The organism is Hyphomicrobium sp., assembly GCF_020852195.1.
Lineage (GTDB): Bacteria > Pseudomonadota > Alphaproteobacteria > Rhizobiales > Hyphomicrobiaceae > Hyphomicrobium_C.
The window spans coordinates 12099-28490 of the sequence record NZ_JADZBI010000092.1 but is presented as its reverse complement, the minus strand read 5'-3'; the positions used below and the strand labels follow the sequence as shown (position 1 = coordinate 28490).

Below are 16392 nucleotides of genomic sequence, written 5' to 3'. Positions count from 1 at the left end.
GCGCTCAGCGGTCGGTGTGTGTGGGCGCCTCGGGTTTGGCGTTGTCGGATGAGCGGACGGGCAGCGTGACGAGGAGCTCGGTTCCGCTGCCGCTCGTGGGCTCGATGACGAGCGTGCCGGACTGGGCGCGCACGCGCTCGCGCATGCCGGAGAGACCGAAGCCGACCGCCGCGCTGTCGGAGATGCCGATGCCGTCGTCGCCAATGCGCAGCCTCACCTGCGCGGCGGACGGCGTCTGCTCGACGGCGAGGGCGACGGAGACGAGCGAGGGCCGTCCGTGGCGCATGGCGTTGGTGAGGCCCTCCTGCACGCAGCGATAGAGGGTGAGGTCGATGTCCTCGCCGAAGCTGGTGGGGAGATCGGCGAAATCGCTCTTGAAGTGCGTGTCGGGATGGCGGCGCTTGAAGGTGACGATCAGATCGGAGATCAGCTCCGTCAGCGTGACGCGTCCGAGTGCCACCGGGCGCAGGCGGTTCAGAAGCGAGCGCGTCAGGCTTTTCAGGCGGTCGGAGACGAGCGCGATGTCGTTGACGCAGGAGAGGATGGGCGCGGCCTGAGGCTCGGGGAGCGCGCGGGCGTGGCGCTCGATGGCGCCGGTGCCTGCTGTGATGCCGAACAGGCAAGGGCCGAACTCGTCGTGCAGGTCGCGGGAGATCTGGCGGCGCTCGTCCTCCTGCACGGCGATGAGCTGGCGGTAGAGCCGGCTGTTCTCGGCGTTGGCCTGGTCGAGGGCCTGGGCAAGGGTATTGAAGCTCGTGACGATGGCCGAGAGTTCGCGCACCTTGGGCGGCTCGATGCGCAGGCCGTAGTGGCCGTCCTCGAGCTCGCGCATGCCCTCCGCGAGTGTGACGAGCGGATCGAGCACGAAACCAAGCACGAAATAGAGCCCCAGCATCATGAGGGCGGTTCCGCCGAGCCACAGCACGGACATCTGCACCAGCAGCTCCCAGGCCTCGGCGATCTCGTCGTCGGGCTCGCCTTCGATCTGCACCGTGCCGAGGCGCTTTCCCTGGGCGGTGATCGGTACGCTCTGGACCTCCGTCGCCGGCTTCGCAAGGTCGATGAACCACTGCGGCGCGGCCTCGCGATCGTGGTGTGCCTCGACCGCGTGACTGTTCTGCGGCTCGGCCAGCGGATTGCCTTCGGCGTCGACCACGCGGATCGAGACGTGGCGGACCTGGGCCATCTCGTGCGCCAGCCGCCAGGAGAAGGGGGCGAGGTCGGCCGGGCCGTCGATCTCGCGGGCCTGCGCGGCGATGTGGTGGCGCCAGAGCTCGACGTTTGAGCGCATCTCCACGGCGGCGCGCGTGCGCGAGTCGAACACGGCGAGGATGCCGCCGATGGCGCCGGTGAGCAGCGTCAGCAGCGTGATGGCGATAAGGATCTGCCAGCGGAACGGACACGCGTACCAAGCCCCTGTGGCCGCGTCGGCGATGGACGCGAGGCGTCCCCGCGCGCGCGGTGTCGGCGAAACGCTCTCAGGGGGCTCGGGTGTTGGCATGCTTGGTATTCCGGACGACGGCTCATCTCCCCGGACAGTCACCACAGCCCGTGGCCGAATCGGGATCACAAGTATGTTATATAATTACTTCTTTGCCGATGGGCGCATGGCGCCGAGCGCGGAAGCGGGAATGGGCCGCGATTTCACGTCGCGCAGCACGAAGCTCGACCGCAGCCGCGTGACGCCGGGCAGCCGCGACAGCTCCTGCTTGTGGATGCGCTCGTAGTCGGCCAGGTCGCGGGCGAGCACGGTCAGCACATAGTCGTCCTCGCCCGACATGAGCTGGCAGCCGATGACGGACGGTGCGGCGATGACGGCCGCCTCGAACGCTTCGAGGCGCTGCTCGCTCTGGTTCTGGAGGCTGATGAAGACGAGCACCGTCATCTCGAGCCCCATGGCGCGGCGGTCGATGCGCGCCTGGTAGCCCCTGATCACGCCCGCTTCCTCCAGCGCCCGGATGCGGCGCGCGATGGCTGTGGGCGAGAGCGGCACGCGCTCGGCGAGCTGGACCTGGCTCAGGCGGCCGTCCTCCAGCAGGGCGGCAACGATGGCGCGATCACGCGCGTCTAACTCATATTTCATGATATTTCTGCGTATATTCGCTTATTTTCGCAGATTATCTGCGTACCCGAGCCGTGCTTCAAGGAAAAATGCGAGGTTTCGACGCGGCATTCCTGGTATGGTGCCGGCAGATGAATTGACCCGGCAGGAGCGGCGCCATGCGCATCGGTGTTCCTACAGAGATCAAGAGTGACGAGTTTCGCGTCGGGCTGGTCCCGGGCTCGGTGAGGGAGCTTACGGCGCGCGGCCACGAAGTGATCGTGCAGTCCGGCGCCGGCGCCGGCATCTTCGCGGACGATGCCACCTATGAGAAGGCCGGAGCCACGATCGTGCCGACCGCGGAGGCGGTGTTCGAGGCGGCCGAGATGATCGTCAAGGTCAAGGAGCCGCAGGCCGTCGAGTACAAGCGCCTCAGGCCGCATCAAATCCTGTTCACGTACCTGCACCTGGCGCCGGATCCCGAGCAGGCGCGCGGCCTGCTTGCATCGGGTGCGGCGGCGATCGCCTATGAGACGGTGACGGACGCGGGCGGCGGTCTGCCGCTGCTGGCACCGATGAGCGAGGTTGCCGGACGCCTCTCGATCGAGGCGGCGGCCATCGCGCTGCGCCGCCCGACGGGCGGGCGCGGCGTGCTGATGGGCGGCGTGCCCGGTGTGCGGCCCGCGAAGGTCGCCGTGCTTGGTGGCGGCGTGGTCGGCACGCATGCGGCGCGCATGGCGGCCGGGCTCGGCGCCGACGTGACTATCATCGACAAGTCGCTGCCGCGGCTGCGCCAGCTCGACGAGCTGTTCCAGGGCCGCGTCGCGACGCTGGCGTCGACCATGCACGCCATCGAGGATGCGGTGCTGGACGCGGACGTGGTGATCGGCGCCGTGCTCGTCGCGGGCGCGAGCGCGCCGAAGCTCGTGTCGCGGGCGATGCTCAAGTCCATGCGGCCGGGCGCGGTGCTGGTCGACGTTTCGATCGACCAGGGTGGTTGCTTCGAGACCTCGCGGCCGACGACGCATGCGCATCCGACCTTCGAAGTGGATGGCATCATCCACTACTGCGTCGCCAACATGCCGGGCGCGGTGCCAGTGACGAGCGCGCAGGCGCTCAACAATGCTACGCTGCCGTTCGTCATCAAGCTCGCGGACAAGGGGCTTGCGGCGTTCGACCGCGACAAGCATCTGGCTGCCGGGCTCAACGTGCGCGACGGGCGCATCACGCATTCGACGGTTGCGGCCTCGCTGGGCTTCGACCGGCTCGATGGCGGCAAGGCACGGCCTGTTGCCGCGGCCTGAGATCTGGAGCGTTTTTCGAGCGCGTGCCTTCGTCCCCCCACCGTGCGCGCTCCCAAGCCGGCCCGTTCCCCCGCGGGCCGGCTTTTTTTCATCGGGCGACGCTTGGGCCGCTCATTCCTCGTAGATCATCTTCACGGTCATGCCGCCGTCTATGGTGATGTTCTGGCCGGTCATGAAGCCTGCGTGCTCGGCCAGGAACAGGCAGGCCTCCGCGATGTCCCCGGGCTTGCCGACGCGGCCGACCGGATGCTGGAGGCGGTCGCGCTCCGAATGCACTGGCTGCTCGGCACGCGGTGCGTACTGCCAGTCCCGCGTCTCGATCCATCCGGGGCTGATGGCGTTCACGCGGATGCCGAGCGGGCCGAGGCTGATCGCCATTCCGTGGGTCAACGCAACGATTCCGCCTTTGGAAGCCGTGTAGGCCTCCGTGCCGGGCTCGGACATGAAGGCGCGTGTTGAGGCGATGTTGATGATGGCGCCGCTCTGCCCGCATTCCACCATACGGCGCGCGGCGTGTTGGGAGCACAGGAACGTGCCGCGCAGGTTGACGGCGATGACGCGGTCGAAGTCGCTGGCCGCAAGCTCGAGGAACGGCGTGTTGCGCGAGATGCCAGCGTTGTTGACCAGCACATCAGGGCAACCCAGCTCATCCACGGTGAGATCGATCCAGCGGCGGACCTCGTGCTCCTGGGCAACATCGGTCTGCAGGAAGAGTGCCTTGGCGCCGCGCTCCCGCACTTTCGAGAGTGCCTCCTGGCCCGCTTCCGCGTCAGGATCGGCGAGTGACACCGCGTAACCGGCCTCGGCAAACGCGAACGCGATGCCGCGGCCGATGCCCTGCGCGGCGCCCGTGATGGCAACAACCTTCATCATGTTCTCCTTGCCGTTCGTGCCCCCTCACCCGGCAGCTATGCGGTCGACCTTTCCCCACAGGGGAGAGGTAAGAAGGGCGGCAATCCACTTCACCTCTCCCCATTGGGAGAGGTCGGAGCCGATCGGCGTTACGTCTCAGCGGCCGGCGAGCTTCGAGGCCATGACCGCAATGGTTCGCTGATAGACCTGCGCGCGGTTCCAGTCGCGGATGACCTCGTAGTTGGCGGTGCCGGGTCCCCAAGGCTGGCCGGCCTGCCAGCCGTGGCCTTTGAGGAAGTTGGCGGTTGAGGCCAGGATGTCGGGCACGCTGCGGATGAGGTCCTTCCGGCCGTCGCCGTCGAAGTCCACGGCATACTTGATGTAGGGCGTGGGCAGGAACTGCGTCTGTCCGATCTCGCCGGCCCAGCCGCCGCGCAGCTCCTCGGGGCGCATGTGCGCGTCGTCGATGATGCGCAGCGCGTCGAAAAGCTGACCCGTGAAGAACGGCGAGCGGCGGCAGTCGTAGGCGAGCGTTGCGAGCGAGCGGATGATCGAGAACTTGCCGCTGGTGTCGGCGCCGAAGTTGGTCTCGAGGCCCCAGATGGAGACGACGATCTCGCGCGGTACGCCGAACTGGCGCTCGACGCGGTCGAAGGTGGCACGGTGCGTCTTCAGGCGCGCCCGCGCACGGCTGATGAGCGCGGTGCCGACGCGGCGCGCGTAGAACTGCTCGAAGGAGAGCTTGAAGGATCGCTGGTTGCGGTCGAGGCGGATGACGCGCGGGTCGTAGGTGACGCCGGCGAGCCCGGAGGAGATCGCGCGCTGGGAGATCCCTTGTGCCGCCGCGCGCTTCTTGAAGCCTTCGAGCCAGCGTCCGAAGCCGTCGGCGCCGTCGCCGCATTCGCGCGCGTGCGCGACAGAGGTGAGCGTGGCGAACAGGAGAGCGAAGGTGAGAGAGGCGGTCCGCGCAGTTCGAAGAATGAGTGCCGTCACGTTCACGATGCTCCGTCGTTCGTTCGATGCCGGCCAGACCTTAGCGGTGAGGATCTGCTTGGAGAAGCAGGCCCGATGACGGCGGCCCAAGACGGTCGTCATAAGCATAGTTGGGATTGCTTAGTCGGGAATGTATTGCGACTCATCTTCGTTAGGGAATTATTCTTGTCATGTTTTCCTTCTTTTCCCGATCCGCGTGGGACGGACGCGAGATTCGGGAAAATCGAAGGAGGAAATCATGCAACGCAGGTCATTGGCTGCCGCCGTGCTCGGTGCACTGGTGCTATCGCAGCCGGCATTGGCGAACGACGAGGTCATCAAGCTCTCGGAAGATCCCAACAACTGGGCTCAACAGAACGGCAATCACGCGCTGACGCGCTATTCGACGCTCGATCAGATCAACACGTCGAACGTGAAGGATCTTAAGGTCGCATGGACGTTCTCGACCGGCGTTCTGCGTGGGCATGAGGGCTCGCCGCTGGTCATCGGCAACATCATCTACGTGCATACGCCGTTCCCCAACATCGTCTATGCGCTCGACCTCGACGACGAGCAGAAGATCATCTGGAAGTACGAGCCGAGGCAGGATCCCTCGGTCATTCCCATCATGTGCTGCGATACCGTCAATCGCGGCGTCGCCTACGCGGACGGCAAGATCTTCCTGTATCAGGCCGACACGCATCTGGTCGCGCTCGATGCCAAGACCGGCACCGAGGCCTGGAAGGTGCTCAACGGCGACGTGAAGCGTGGCGAGACGGGCACCAGCGCCCCGGTGGTCGCCAACGACAAGGTCATCGTCGGCATATCGGGTGCCGAGTTCGGCGTGCAGGGCTACATCTCGGCCTACAACATCAAGGACGGCAGCCTAGCCTGGAAGGCCTATAACGTCGGTCCCGACGACCAGATCCTGTTCGATCCCGAGAAGACCAACTCGCTCGGCAAGCCGGTTGGCAAGGACAGCTCCATCAAGACCTGGACCGGCGACCAGTGGAAGATCGGCGGCGCGACGACCTGGGGCTGGTACTCGTTCGATCCGAAGCTCAATCTGATCTACTACGGCACCGGCAACCCCTCGACCTGGAATCCGGCGCAGCGCGCCGGACCCGACGGCAAGCCGATCGATCAGAAGTGGTCGCTCTCGATCATCGCGCGCAACGTCGATACGGGCGTCGCAGCCTGGGCCTACCAGCTCACGCCGTTCGACGAGTGGGACTATGACGGGATCAACGAGTCGATCCTGGTCGACGATGTCGAGATCAAGGGCGCGAAGCACAACGTGCTCGTGCATTTCGACCGCAACGGCTTCGCCTATACGCTCGATCGCGAGTCGGGCATCCCGCTCGTCGCCGAGAAGTACGATCCCGCCGTCAACTGGTCGACAGGTGTCGACCTCGATCCGAAGAGCCCCACCTACGGCCGTCCGGCGGTGGTGCCCAAGTACTCGACGTTCCTCAATGGGCCGGACGTGAATACGAAGGGTATCGTGCCGGCGGCGCTCGGCACCAAGGACCAGCAGCCAGCGGCCTACTCGCCGCTGACCAAGCTGTTCTACGTGCCGACCAACCACGTTGCCATGGACTACGAGCCGTTCAAGGTCTCGTACACGCCGGGGCAGCCCTACGTCGGCGCGACGCTGTCGATGTTCCCGCCCGAGGGCTCCGACAACCTTGGCAACTTCATCGCCTGGGATCACGCCACCGGCAAGATCGTGTGGTCGAAGAAGGAGCCGTTCTCCGTATGGTCGGGCGCGCTCGCGACGGCCGGCGGGGTGGTGTTCTACGGCACGCTCGAAGGCTACTTCAAGGCGGTGGATCAGAAGGACGGCACGGAGCTGTTCCGCTTCAAGACACCCTCCGGCATCATCGGCAACGCCTTCACCTATACGCACAAGGGCAAGCAGTACGTCGGCGTCTACTCGGGCATCGGCGGCTGGGCGGGCATCGGCCTCGCGGCCGGTCTCGACAAGCCGACGGACGGCCTCGGGGCCGTGGGCGGCTACGCCGGCCTCAAGCAGTACACCGCCCTCGGCGGATCTCTGACCGTATTCTCGCTGCCCTAGGCGCTTCCTCCGAAGTTCACAGGTTGCGAGCCACTGGACCGGCATGGGACCACGCCCCATGTCGGTCCTTTTTCTTTCGCCTGAAACGACTGTGTGCTCATTTGCTCGGAAAATGGATAGCCTATTGCCATTGAGCAGCGGTGGAGGTGGTTTCCTTTCCGCCTTCGTCAGTCCACTCGGGAGGCAGTCCAAGTTTGCCCCCGACCACTCCGGCGATGCCGGGTGCGCGGCCGTAATTCTCGCACGCAGCATGCTTGGGCGCGAAGCCTATCGCCGAACTGATCTTTTGCATCGAGGGAAGGCTGGGATCGACCCCGCCGAAGGGGCTCTCGCCCTTGACGAGCAAATAGCCGAAATCATCACCGAAGGAGGCGGCCAGATCGTAGGCATCGCTTGCCTTCGATGCCTTGGGTGAGCTGAAGAACGCCGTCGCGCCCCGGCCCCAGACCATGGCTGCCTGCTGCTGGCCGAGAGGATCGAGGGCCTCGGCCTCGATGGAAAGGTTTCCGAGGCCTATCGGAATACGTGGTACAGGGACCGGAGCGCCCATATCCACGAAGCTTGAGCCGATCGACGCGACAGCCGACAAGCCCGCCGCAACCTCGTCGGTCTCCGTGGCATGCGTGACGACGGTCTTCACTGTCAAATCAGCGGGAGCGTCGATGGTGACCACCTCGAAGCGGTCGCTGAGGCTGACGCAGAGGGCCCGGCTGACGGCGTTTGCAACCAAAGTCCGCTGTTGATCATTGAGTTTCGGTGACGCGGTCGCGGAGAATGCCGTAGGAACAATGTTGACCGTCCGCGATGCCAGGACCTGCGGCTTGTTCACGCGAATACGAGACTTCGTGATCATCCCGTCGGATTGGGTAAGCCCTTCATAGGAGGACAGCGTGAGCCCCTGGACCAAAGGGGCGGATGCGCAAGCCGGGAGCAAGCCCATGCCGGCCAGAACGAGCGCGTGTACGGGGCTTCTCCACTTGCGGTGCATGCGATGACCCCCGGCTGGACTGGAGCGGACGACGGAGACCTGCGAGAGCTTTCACGGCCTTGGTCTCAGGCTCGATCGCGATAAATATTACACTCAGTGTAAAAATACTCAATGGCCGTAATGTGACGTCACGGTGTAATTTTGCACTCGATGCGATTCATGGGGAAAACTGCCGATGCAGGATGCTGCAGTGAAACCGGAGGGCCTGCGCGAGCGGAAGCGGCGGCAGACGCTTCAACGCATATCGGAGGTCGGCCTCGAATTGTTCGTTGCCAAGGGCTACGAGGCGACGACCCTTGACGAGATCGCCGCGGCGGCAGGGATCTCGCGCCGGACGTTTTTCTACTATTTCGAGAGCAAGGAGGACATTCTTCACGCCTCCGTTGGAGGCTACGCGAATGAACTCAAGGTGCTGGTGATTGAGAGCGCGTGCACCGGAGGAGCGCCGCTTGATATCGTCCGCGATGCACTTCTTAAGCTGGTCGCACCTGACCGTGAGGCTCAGATGATCATGACGGCCCGGCTCGTGCAGCAAAGCGCGTCGCTACGTGCCCGTAACCACGGGCGGCTTCAACAGTTCGAGCAGGCTGTGCTGGAAGGCTTGTGCGAGCTTTGGCCCAAGAATCGCGAACGCTGGCGACTCGTCGCAATGATTTCGATGGGCGCATTGCGCCTCGCATCCGATACCTGGATCGCGCAAGACGGAAAACGTCCGCTGGCGAAGTATGTCCAGGAGATGTTCAAGAAATTGAAGACCGAGATTTGAGGGACACGCATCCGAAGGCTCAGCTCCGGCCGGTGAAGTTGAACTCGGCGCCGGCGCGGATGCCGGTTGGCCAGCGGGCGGTCACCGTCTTGATGCGCGTGTAGAAGCGCACGCCCTCGGGGCCGTAGATGGCGTGGTCGCCGAACAGCGAGCGCTTCCAGCCGCCGAAGGAATGGTAGGCGACCGGCACCGGGATCGGCACGTTGATGCCGACCATGCCGACCTCGATGCGGTCGGCGAAAGCGCGGGCGGTGTCGCCGTCGCGCGTAAAGATGGCGGTGCCGTTGCCGTACTCGTGGCTGTTCACGAGGTCGGCGGCCTCGTCGTAGCTCTCGGCGCGCACGACGGAGAGCACGGGGCCGAAGATCTCTTGCCTGTAGATCGTCATGTCGCGCGTCACGCGGTCGAAGAGCGTGCCGCCGAGGAAGTAGCCGTTCTCGTAGCCCTGCAGCACGAGGCCGCGGCCGTCCACGACAAGCTCCGCGCCTTCCTTCTCGCCGATACCGATCAGATCGGTGATGCGGCGCTTGGCGTCGGCGGTCACGACCGGGCCCATCTCGGACTCGGGGTCGGTCGCGGGGGCGACTTTCAGTGCACGCACGCGCGGCGCCAACGCCTCGACGAGTTGGTCGGCGGTCTTCTTGCCAACGGGGACGGCGACCGAGATCGCCATGCAGCGCTCTCCGGCCGAGCCGTAGCCGGCGCCCATCAGCGCGTCGACGGCCGTGTCCATGTCGGCGTCCGGCATGACGATCATGTGGTTCTTGGCGCCGCCGAGGGCCTGGACGCGTTTTCCATTGGCGCTGCCGCGCGTGTAGACGTACTCGGCGATCGGCGTCGAGCCGACGAAGCTCACGGCGCGGACGTCGGGGTGGTCGAGCAGGGCGTCGACGGTGGTCTTGTCGCCGTGCACGACGTTGAGCACGCCGTCCGGGAAGCCGGCTTCCTGGAACAGCTCCCAGATCAGCATCGGCGCCGATGGATCGCGCTCGGAGGGTTTCAGTACGAACGTGTTTCCGCAGGCGACGGCGACAGGGAACATCCACATCGGCACCATGGCCGGGAAGTTGAACGGCGTGATGCCGGCCACGACGCCGAGCGGCTGGCGGTCGGACCAGCTATCGATGTCGGGGCCTATGTTGCGGCTGTACTCGCCTTTCAGGAGATGCGGGATGCCGCAGGCGAAATCGACGACCTCGATTCCGCGCTGCAACTCTCCGAGCGCGTCGGCGTGCGTCTTGCCGTGCTCGGAGGAGATGGCGCGAGCGATCTCGTCGGCGTTCTTCTGCAGAAGCTCCTTGAAGCGGAACATGGGCGCGACGCGCTTCATGGGCGGCGTCGTGCCCCAGGAGGACGCGGCCTGCTTTGCGGCGGCCACGGCGGCGTTGATCTCGTCCACGGTCGAGAGCGGCAGGCGGGCCGTCGCCTCGCCGGTCGCGGGGTTGTAGACGTTCTGCGTGCGGTCGGAGCGCGACGCGATTTTCTTGCCGCCGTAGGCGTTCTCGATGGTGCGCATGACCAACCTATAGATCGCCGTCCTTGAGGACGGACGTGAAGGTGTCGAACAGCTCGTCGATCTGCTGCTCGGTGATGATGAGCGGCGGCGAGAGGGCGATGATGTCGCCGGTCTGGCGGACCAGCAGGCCCTTCTCGAAGCATTTGATAAAGCGATTGTAGGCGCGCTCGCCCGGCGCATCGGGTTTCGATGCGAACTCGACGGCGCCGATCAAGCCGATGTTGCGCACGTCGATGACGTGCGGCAGGTCCCGCAGCGCGTGCACCCGCTCCTCCCAGTAGGGCGCGAGCTTGGCCGCGCGGGTGAGCAGCAGCTCCTCATGGTAAGTGTCGAGGGTCGCGAGGCAGGCGGCGGCGGCCATCGGGTGGCCGGAGTAGGTGTAGCCGTGGAAGATGTCGATGGCGCTCTCCGGGCCGGTCATGAAGGCTTCGAAGATGCGCGACTTCAAGAACACGGCCCCCATGGGGATGGTGCCGTTGGTGACGCCCTTGGCGGTGGTGATGATGTCGGGCGAGACGTCGAAGAAGTCGGTGCCGAACGGCGTGCCGAGGCGGCCATAGCCGGTGATGACCTCATCGAAGATCAGGAGGATGTCGTGCCTGGCGGCGATGGCCGCGAGGCGCTTCAGGTAGCCCTTGGGCGGGATCAGGACACCGGTCGAGCAGGCAACGGGCTCGACGATGACGGCGGCGATGGTGGAGGCGTCGTGGAGCGCGACCAGGCGCTCGAGGTCGTCGGCCAGCTCCGCGCCGTGCTCGGGCTCGCCCTTCGAGAAGGCGTTGCGGGCGAGATCGTGGGTATGGCGCAGGTGATCGACGCCCGAGACGAGCGCGCCGAACTGCTTGCGGTTGTTGCCGATGCCGCCAACGGCCGTGCCGCCGAAATTGACGCCGTGATAGCCGCGCTCGCGGCCGATGAGGCGGACCTTCGTTCCGTTGCCCTTGGCGCGGTGATAGGCGATGGCGATCTTGAGCGCGGTGTCGACCGACTCGGAGCCGGAGTTGGTGAAGAACACGTGGTCGAAGCCCTTGGGCGCGATGTTGACCAGGCGCGAGGCGGCCTCGAACGCCTTGGGGTGGCCCATCTGGAAGGTGCCGGCGAAGTCCAGCTCCGCGGCCTGCTTCTGGATAGCCTCGACGATGCGGGGACGGCAGTGGCCGGCGTTGACGCACCAGAGACCCGAGGTGCCGTCCAGCACCTTGCGGCCGTCCTGGGTGTAGTAGTGCATGTCCTTGGCGGAGGCGAGCAGGCGCGGCGCCTTCTTGAACTGCCGGTTGGCGGAGAACGGCATGAAGAAGGCGCTGAGGTCGTTGGTCTTGAGCTGAACGGTCATGGCGGGGTGTCCCGGCGAAGATTGATAAAGCGCGATCACTGAAGCTTGCTGACGGCCTCGGTCAGGCTCGCCTCGAAGAGGTCCATCCCTTCCTGGACGATCTCGTCACTGGCGGTCAAGGGCGGCAGGCAGCGGATGACGTTGCCGTATGTGCCGCACGAGAGCAGGATCAGGCCGCGCGCGTTGGCGGCCTTCAAGAGTTGGGCGGTCAGCTCGGGGGCTGGCTCGCCGCCTTTGGTGTCCTTGACGAACTCGACGGCGCACATGGCGCCCAGGCCGCGCACGTCGCCGATGCAATTCAGGTTCGAGCGGGTGGCCAGCTCGCGGCAGCGGTCTTTGATGATGTCGCCGATGGCGTTGGCGCGGGCGCAGAGGTCCTCGTCCTCGATGATGTCGAGCACGGTGTGGGCGGCGGCGCAGGCCACGGGGTTGCCGGCGTAGGTGCCGCCGAGGCCGCCGGGTGCGGACGCGTCCATGATGTCGGCGCGGCCGACAATCGCCGAGAGCGGCAGGCCGCCGGCGAGGCCCTTGGCGAGCGTCACGACGTCGGCCTTGATGCCCGCGTGCTCGAGCGCGAACAGCTTGCCGGTGCGGGCGAAGCCGGTCTGGATCTCGTCGGCGATCAGCACGATGCCGTGCTCGTCGCAGAGCGCGCGCAAGGCGATCAGGAACTCCGTCGGCGCGATGTTGAAGCCGCCCTCGCCCTGCACCGGCTCGATGATGAGGCCGGCGATGGTCGAGGGGGCGGCCTGAGACTTGAAGAGCGCCTTCAGCGCCTTCAGGCTCTCGGCGGTCGACGTGCCGTGATAGAGGTTCGGGAAGGCGACGTTGTAGATGTCGGCCGGGAAGGGGCCGAAGCCTTTCTTGTACGGTACGGCCTTGCCGGTCAGCGCCATTCCCATGTGCGTGCGGCCGTGGAAGCCGCCTGAGAACGAGATGATGCCGGGGCGGCCGGTGAAGCAGCGCGCGACCTTAACGGCATTCTCGACGGCTTCCGCGCCGGTGGACGCGAGCATGGTCTTGGCGGGGCCGGCGACGGGCGCGATAGTGTTCAGGCGCTCGGCGAGCGAGACATAGTTCTCGTGCGGCGTCACCTGGAAGCAGACGTGGCTGAAGTCCTCGAGCTGCTTTTTCACCGCCTCGACGATGCGCGGATGCTGATGGCCGGTGTTGACCACCGCGATGCCGGCGCCGAAGTCAATGTAGCGCTTGCCTTCCTCGTCCCACAGTTCGGCGTTCTTGGCGCGCTTGGCGTAGATCTGCGTCGCGTGCCCGATGCCGCGCGGGACGGCGGCCGTGCGGCGGGCTTGAAGCTTGGCGTTGGTGGTCATGAGGAGGATCTTTCGTCGGTGAACTCTGAATATGCGGCGTCTGTCCACTCGCCAAAGTCATCCCGGCGAAGGCCGGGATCCACGACACGTTTCAGCGGGGGTGCGGTCTCGGAAGTGGCGCGCGCGTGGAGGCTTGCGGGGGTCCCGGCCTTCGCCGGGATGACGGGAGAAAGGAGGCTGTCGCCGCGCCTCTCTCGCACGTCGTGGTAGGGCGGCGCCGCTATAGGGTGAGATGGACCCATGAAACGATCGCCTAGGCGATCCCTCCGAGGCAGATGAATTTGGTTTCGAGGTATTCGTCGAGGCCTTCGGCGGCGCCCTCGCGGCCGAGGCCGCTCTCCTTTACGCCGCCGAAGGGAACCGTTTCGTTCGAGAAGATGCCCTCGTTGACGCCGACCATGCCGGCATCGAGCGCTTCCGCCACGCGCCAGGCGCGGGCGATGTCGCGGCTGAAGAGATACGCGGCGAGGCCAAAGGGCGTGTCGTTGGCGATCTTCACGGCCTCGTCCTCGGTCTCGAAGCGGATCAGCGCCGCGACGGGGCCGAAGATCTCCTCGTGCACGATGGTCATGTCGGGGGTTACGCCGGTCAGCACGGAAGGCTGGTAGAACAGCGCCCCCGAGTCGGCCGGTGCGCCGCCGACAATGACCTTGGCGCCCTTGGCCGTCGCGTCGCCGACGAGGCTCTCGACCTTCTTGATCGCATCCGCGTTGATCAGCGGGCCGATGACGGTGCCGGCTTCGCGGCCCGGGCCGACTTTGAGCTTCTTGACCTCGGCTGCCAGCGCTTCGGCAAAACGGTCGTAGATGCCGGCCTGCACGAGGATGCGGTTGGCGCAGACGCAGGTCTGGCCCGCGTTGCGGTACTTGGAGGCCATGGCGCCGGCGACGGCCTGGCTCAGATCCGCATCGTCGAAGACGAGCAGGGGCGCGTTGCCGCCGAGCTCGAGCGTCAGCTTCTTCACGGTGCCGGCGCATTGCCGGTAGAGGATCTTGCCGACCTCCGTCGAGCCCGTGAACGAGAGCTTGCGCACGCGCGGATCCTCGCAGAGCACCTTGCCTACGGCTGCGGCCTCGTTCGTGGTCACGACGTTGAAGACGCCGGGTGGCACGCCGGCATCGAGGGCGAGCTTGGCGACGGCGAGCGCGCAGAGCGGCGTGTCCTCCGCCGGCTTCACGACGGCCGTGCAGCCGGCGGCGAGGGCCGGGGCGATCTTGCGCGTGATCATGGCGATGGGGAAGTTCCACGGCGCGATGGCGGCGACGACGCCGATCGGCTGCTTGATGGTGATGAAGCGCTTGCCGGCCATGGTGGTCGGGATCGTGCGGCCGTAGGCGCGCTTTCCTTCCTCGGCGAACCATTCGATGAACGAGGCGCCATAGGCGACCTCACCGCGCGATTCCGTCAGCGGCTTCCCCTGCTCGGCGGTCATGAGCTGCGCCAAGGGCTCGGCATCGGCGGTGACGAGGTCGAACCAGCGCTTCAGGATCTGCGCGCGCTCTTTCGCGGTCTTCTTCGACCATGCGGGGAGCGCCGCCGCAGCCGCGTCGATGGCGCGCGTGGTCTCTGCGGCGCCGAGGTTCGGCACACGCGCGATCTCGGCGCCGGTGGCCGGGTCGAGAACCGGAAACGTGTCCTTGGACGTGATCCATTCGCCGCCGATCAGGGCGGCGGTCGGATAGCGGGGAGGCGAGACGTTCATGGCAACCTCCGTCAGAGAAGCGTGATGGAGACCGATTTCAGGTCGGCATACTTGTGGAGCGCGTGCAGCGAGCGGTCGCGGCCGAAGCCGGACTGCTTGAAGCCGCCGAACGGCATGGTGATGTCGCAGCTATCCCATCCGTTGACCCAGACCAGGCCAGCCTTGATCTCGCGTGCGGCCTTGTGGGCGAGGGAAACGTCGCGCGTCCAGAGGCCGGCGGCGAGGCCGTATGGCGTGTCGTTGGCGAGGCGGAGCGCGTCCTCGGTATCGGTGAAGCGCGTGACGGCCAACACGGGACCGAACACTTCCTCGCGCGAGAGCGTTGCCTGCGGAGCGACACCGTCGAACACGGTCGGCTCGACATAGTAGCCGCCCGTCTCCATGCGCGTGCGGTTGCCGCCGAGGCGGAGGACACCGCCTTCCTGCTTCGCCGTCTCGATGTAGCGCAGCGCGGTCTGCATCTGCTCGACGGAGACCATGGCGCCGAACACTGTTGAGGGCTCTAGCGGATCGCCGGCTGCGATCGGTTCGGCGACGCGCAGGAGCTTGTCGAGGAAGGCGTCGGCGATGCTTTCGTGCACGAGCAGGCGAGAGGCCGCCGTGCAGACCTCGCCCTGATTGTAGAAGATGCCCCAGGCGGCGTGCTCGGCGGCTTTGTCTAGATCCGGGCAGTCGGCGAAGACGATGTGCGGAGACTTGCCGCCCAGCTCCAGGCTGACACGTTTCAGGTTGCTCTCGCCGGAATACTTCATCAGCAGGCGGCCGACGGCGCCGGAGCCGGTGAAGGCGATCATGTCGACGTCGTTGTGGAGCGCGATGGCCTTGCCGGCGTCGCCGCCCAAGCCGGGGACGACGTTCAAGACGCCCGGCGGCAAGCCCGCCTCCAGCGCCAGGTCGCCGAGCCTGAGCGCGGTCATCGGCGACTGCTCGGCCGGCTTTAGCACCACAGAGTTGCCCATGGCGAGGGCGGGGGCGACCTTCCACATGGCCATGTGGAGGGGGAAGTTCCACGGCACGATGGCGCCGATCACGCCCAGCGGCTCGTGCACGACGAAGGAAAAACGGTCCTGCGTCTCGGGGCCGACCTCGCCGTAGATCTTGTCGAGGGCCTCCGCGTAGTAGCGCAGCGTGCGGATGGCCTGCGGCACGTCGCCCGAGAGCGCGTTAGCGATCGGCTTGCCGACGTCGAGGCTCTCCAGAACGGCAAGATTTTCCGTCTCGCGCTCCATGAGGTCGGCGAGCGCGAACAGGATGCGCTTCTTGTCCTTGTAGGAGAGCTTCCGCCAGCGGCCGTCGGCGAAGGCGGCGCGCGCGGAGGCCACCGCGATGTCGACGTCGGCGGCGGTGCAGGCGGCGACTTGGTTCAGCACGCGGCCGTCGCGCGGCGAGACGTTGTCGAAGGTGACGCCGCTCACGGCGGAGAGCTTCTCTCCGTCGATGACGGCCTTGCCGGGCAGCGCGAGCGCGCCGGCGACCTTCTCGAAGTGTGCAAGCGAGGTCATGTCAG

General features: G+C 66.2%; 13 protein-coding genes. 3 read left to right on the top strand and 10 right to left on the bottom strand.

Annotation, left to right across the window (positions count from 1 at the left end; translation table 11 throughout):
* Positions 1–4: 4 nt before the first annotated feature.
* Together IT540_RS07300 and IT540_RS07295 are read right to left on the bottom strand one after the other, a co-directional pair.
* Complete coding sequence (locus tag IT540_RS07300; RefSeq protein ID WP_291175166.1) at positions 5–1501, bottom strand: LapD/MoxY N-terminal periplasmic domain-containing protein; 1497 nt, start codon at positions 1499–1501, stop codon at positions 5–7.
* 84 nt (positions 1502–1585) lie between these two features.
* On the bottom strand, positions 1586–2083 hold the full coding sequence (locus IT540_RS07295; RefSeq protein ID WP_291175163.1) for an Lrp/AsnC family transcriptional regulator: 498 nt from the start codon (positions 2081–2083) through the stop codon (positions 1586–1588).
* Positions 2084–2220: 137 nt separating this feature from the next.
* Here IT540_RS07295 and ald point away from each other — a divergent pair, with 137 nt between their 5' ends.
* Complete coding sequence (gene ald, locus IT540_RS07290) at positions 2221–3345, top strand: alanine dehydrogenase (protein ID WP_291175160.1); 1125 nt, start codon at positions 2221–2223, stop codon at positions 3343–3345.
* A gap of 111 nt (positions 3346–3456) precedes the next feature.
* Here ald and IT540_RS07285 read toward each other — a convergent pair whose 3' ends face one another.
* Both IT540_RS07285 and IT540_RS07280 read right to left on the bottom strand, forming a co-directional pair.
* Positions 3457–4218: a glucose 1-dehydrogenase gene (locus tag IT540_RS07285; protein WP_291175157.1), complete on the bottom strand. Its 762-nt coding sequence runs from the start codon at positions 4216–4218 to the stop codon at positions 3457–3459.
* Between the two features lie 135 nt (positions 4219–4353).
* Positions 4354–5190, bottom strand: coding sequence for a lytic murein transglycosylase (locus tag IT540_RS07280; RefSeq protein ID WP_291175154.1), 837 nt, complete (start codon positions 5188–5190; stop codon positions 4354–4356).
* Between the two features lie 238 nt (positions 5191–5428).
* On the opposite strand from IT540_RS07280, the gene IT540_RS07275 reads away from it, so the two are divergent.
* Positions 5429–7249: a methanol/ethanol family PQQ-dependent dehydrogenase gene (locus IT540_RS07275; RefSeq protein WP_291175151.1), complete on the top strand. Its 1821-nt coding sequence runs from the start codon at positions 5429–5431 to the stop codon at positions 7247–7249.
* Between the two features lie 121 nt (positions 7250–7370).
* Here the strand turns inward: IT540_RS07275 and IT540_RS07270 are convergent, their stop codons facing one another.
* Complete coding sequence (locus IT540_RS07270) at positions 7371–8237, bottom strand: DUF3313 domain-containing protein (protein WP_291175148.1); 867 nt, start codon at positions 8235–8237, stop codon at positions 7371–7373.
* Positions 8238–8412: 175 nt separating this feature from the next.
* Between IT540_RS07270 and IT540_RS07265 the strand changes: the two genes are divergently transcribed.
* Positions 8413–9003 carry a TetR/AcrR family transcriptional regulator gene (locus tag IT540_RS07265; protein ID WP_291175145.1) on the top strand — a complete coding sequence of 197 codons (591 nt, stop codon included), beginning with the start codon at positions 8413–8415 and terminating at the stop codon, positions 9001–9003.
* A 19-nt stretch (positions 9004–9022) separates the two neighbouring features.
* Here IT540_RS07265 and IT540_RS07260 read toward each other — a convergent pair whose 3' ends face one another.
* The 5 genes from IT540_RS07260 to IT540_RS07240 form a co-directional block, all read right to left on the bottom strand.
* Positions 9023–10519 (bottom strand): CoA-acylating methylmalonate-semialdehyde dehydrogenase, encoded by a 1497-nt coding sequence (locus IT540_RS07260; RefSeq protein ID WP_291175142.1) that lies wholly within the window; start codon positions 10517–10519, stop codon positions 9023–9025.
* A 7-nt stretch (positions 10520–10526) separates the two neighbouring features.
* Positions 10527–11852: an aspartate aminotransferase family protein gene (locus IT540_RS07255; RefSeq protein ID WP_291175139.1), complete on the bottom strand. Its 1326-nt coding sequence runs from the start codon at positions 11850–11852 to the stop codon at positions 10527–10529.
* A gap of 35 nt (positions 11853–11887) precedes the next feature.
* Positions 11888–13183: a 4-aminobutyrate--2-oxoglutarate transaminase gene (gene gabT / locus IT540_RS07250; RefSeq protein WP_291175135.1), complete on the bottom strand. Its 1296-nt coding sequence runs from the start codon at positions 13181–13183 to the stop codon at positions 11888–11890.
* Positions 13184–13436: 253 nt separating this feature from the next.
* Positions 13437–14885 (bottom strand): NAD-dependent succinate-semialdehyde dehydrogenase, encoded by a 1449-nt coding sequence (locus IT540_RS07245; protein ID WP_291175132.1) that lies wholly within the window; start codon positions 14883–14885, stop codon positions 13437–13439.
* Positions 14886–14896: 11 nt separating this feature from the next.
* Positions 14897–16387 (bottom strand): aldehyde dehydrogenase, encoded by a 1491-nt coding sequence (locus IT540_RS07240; RefSeq protein ID WP_291175127.1) that lies wholly within the window; start codon positions 16385–16387, stop codon positions 14897–14899.
* Positions 16388–16392 lie beyond the last annotated feature (5 nt).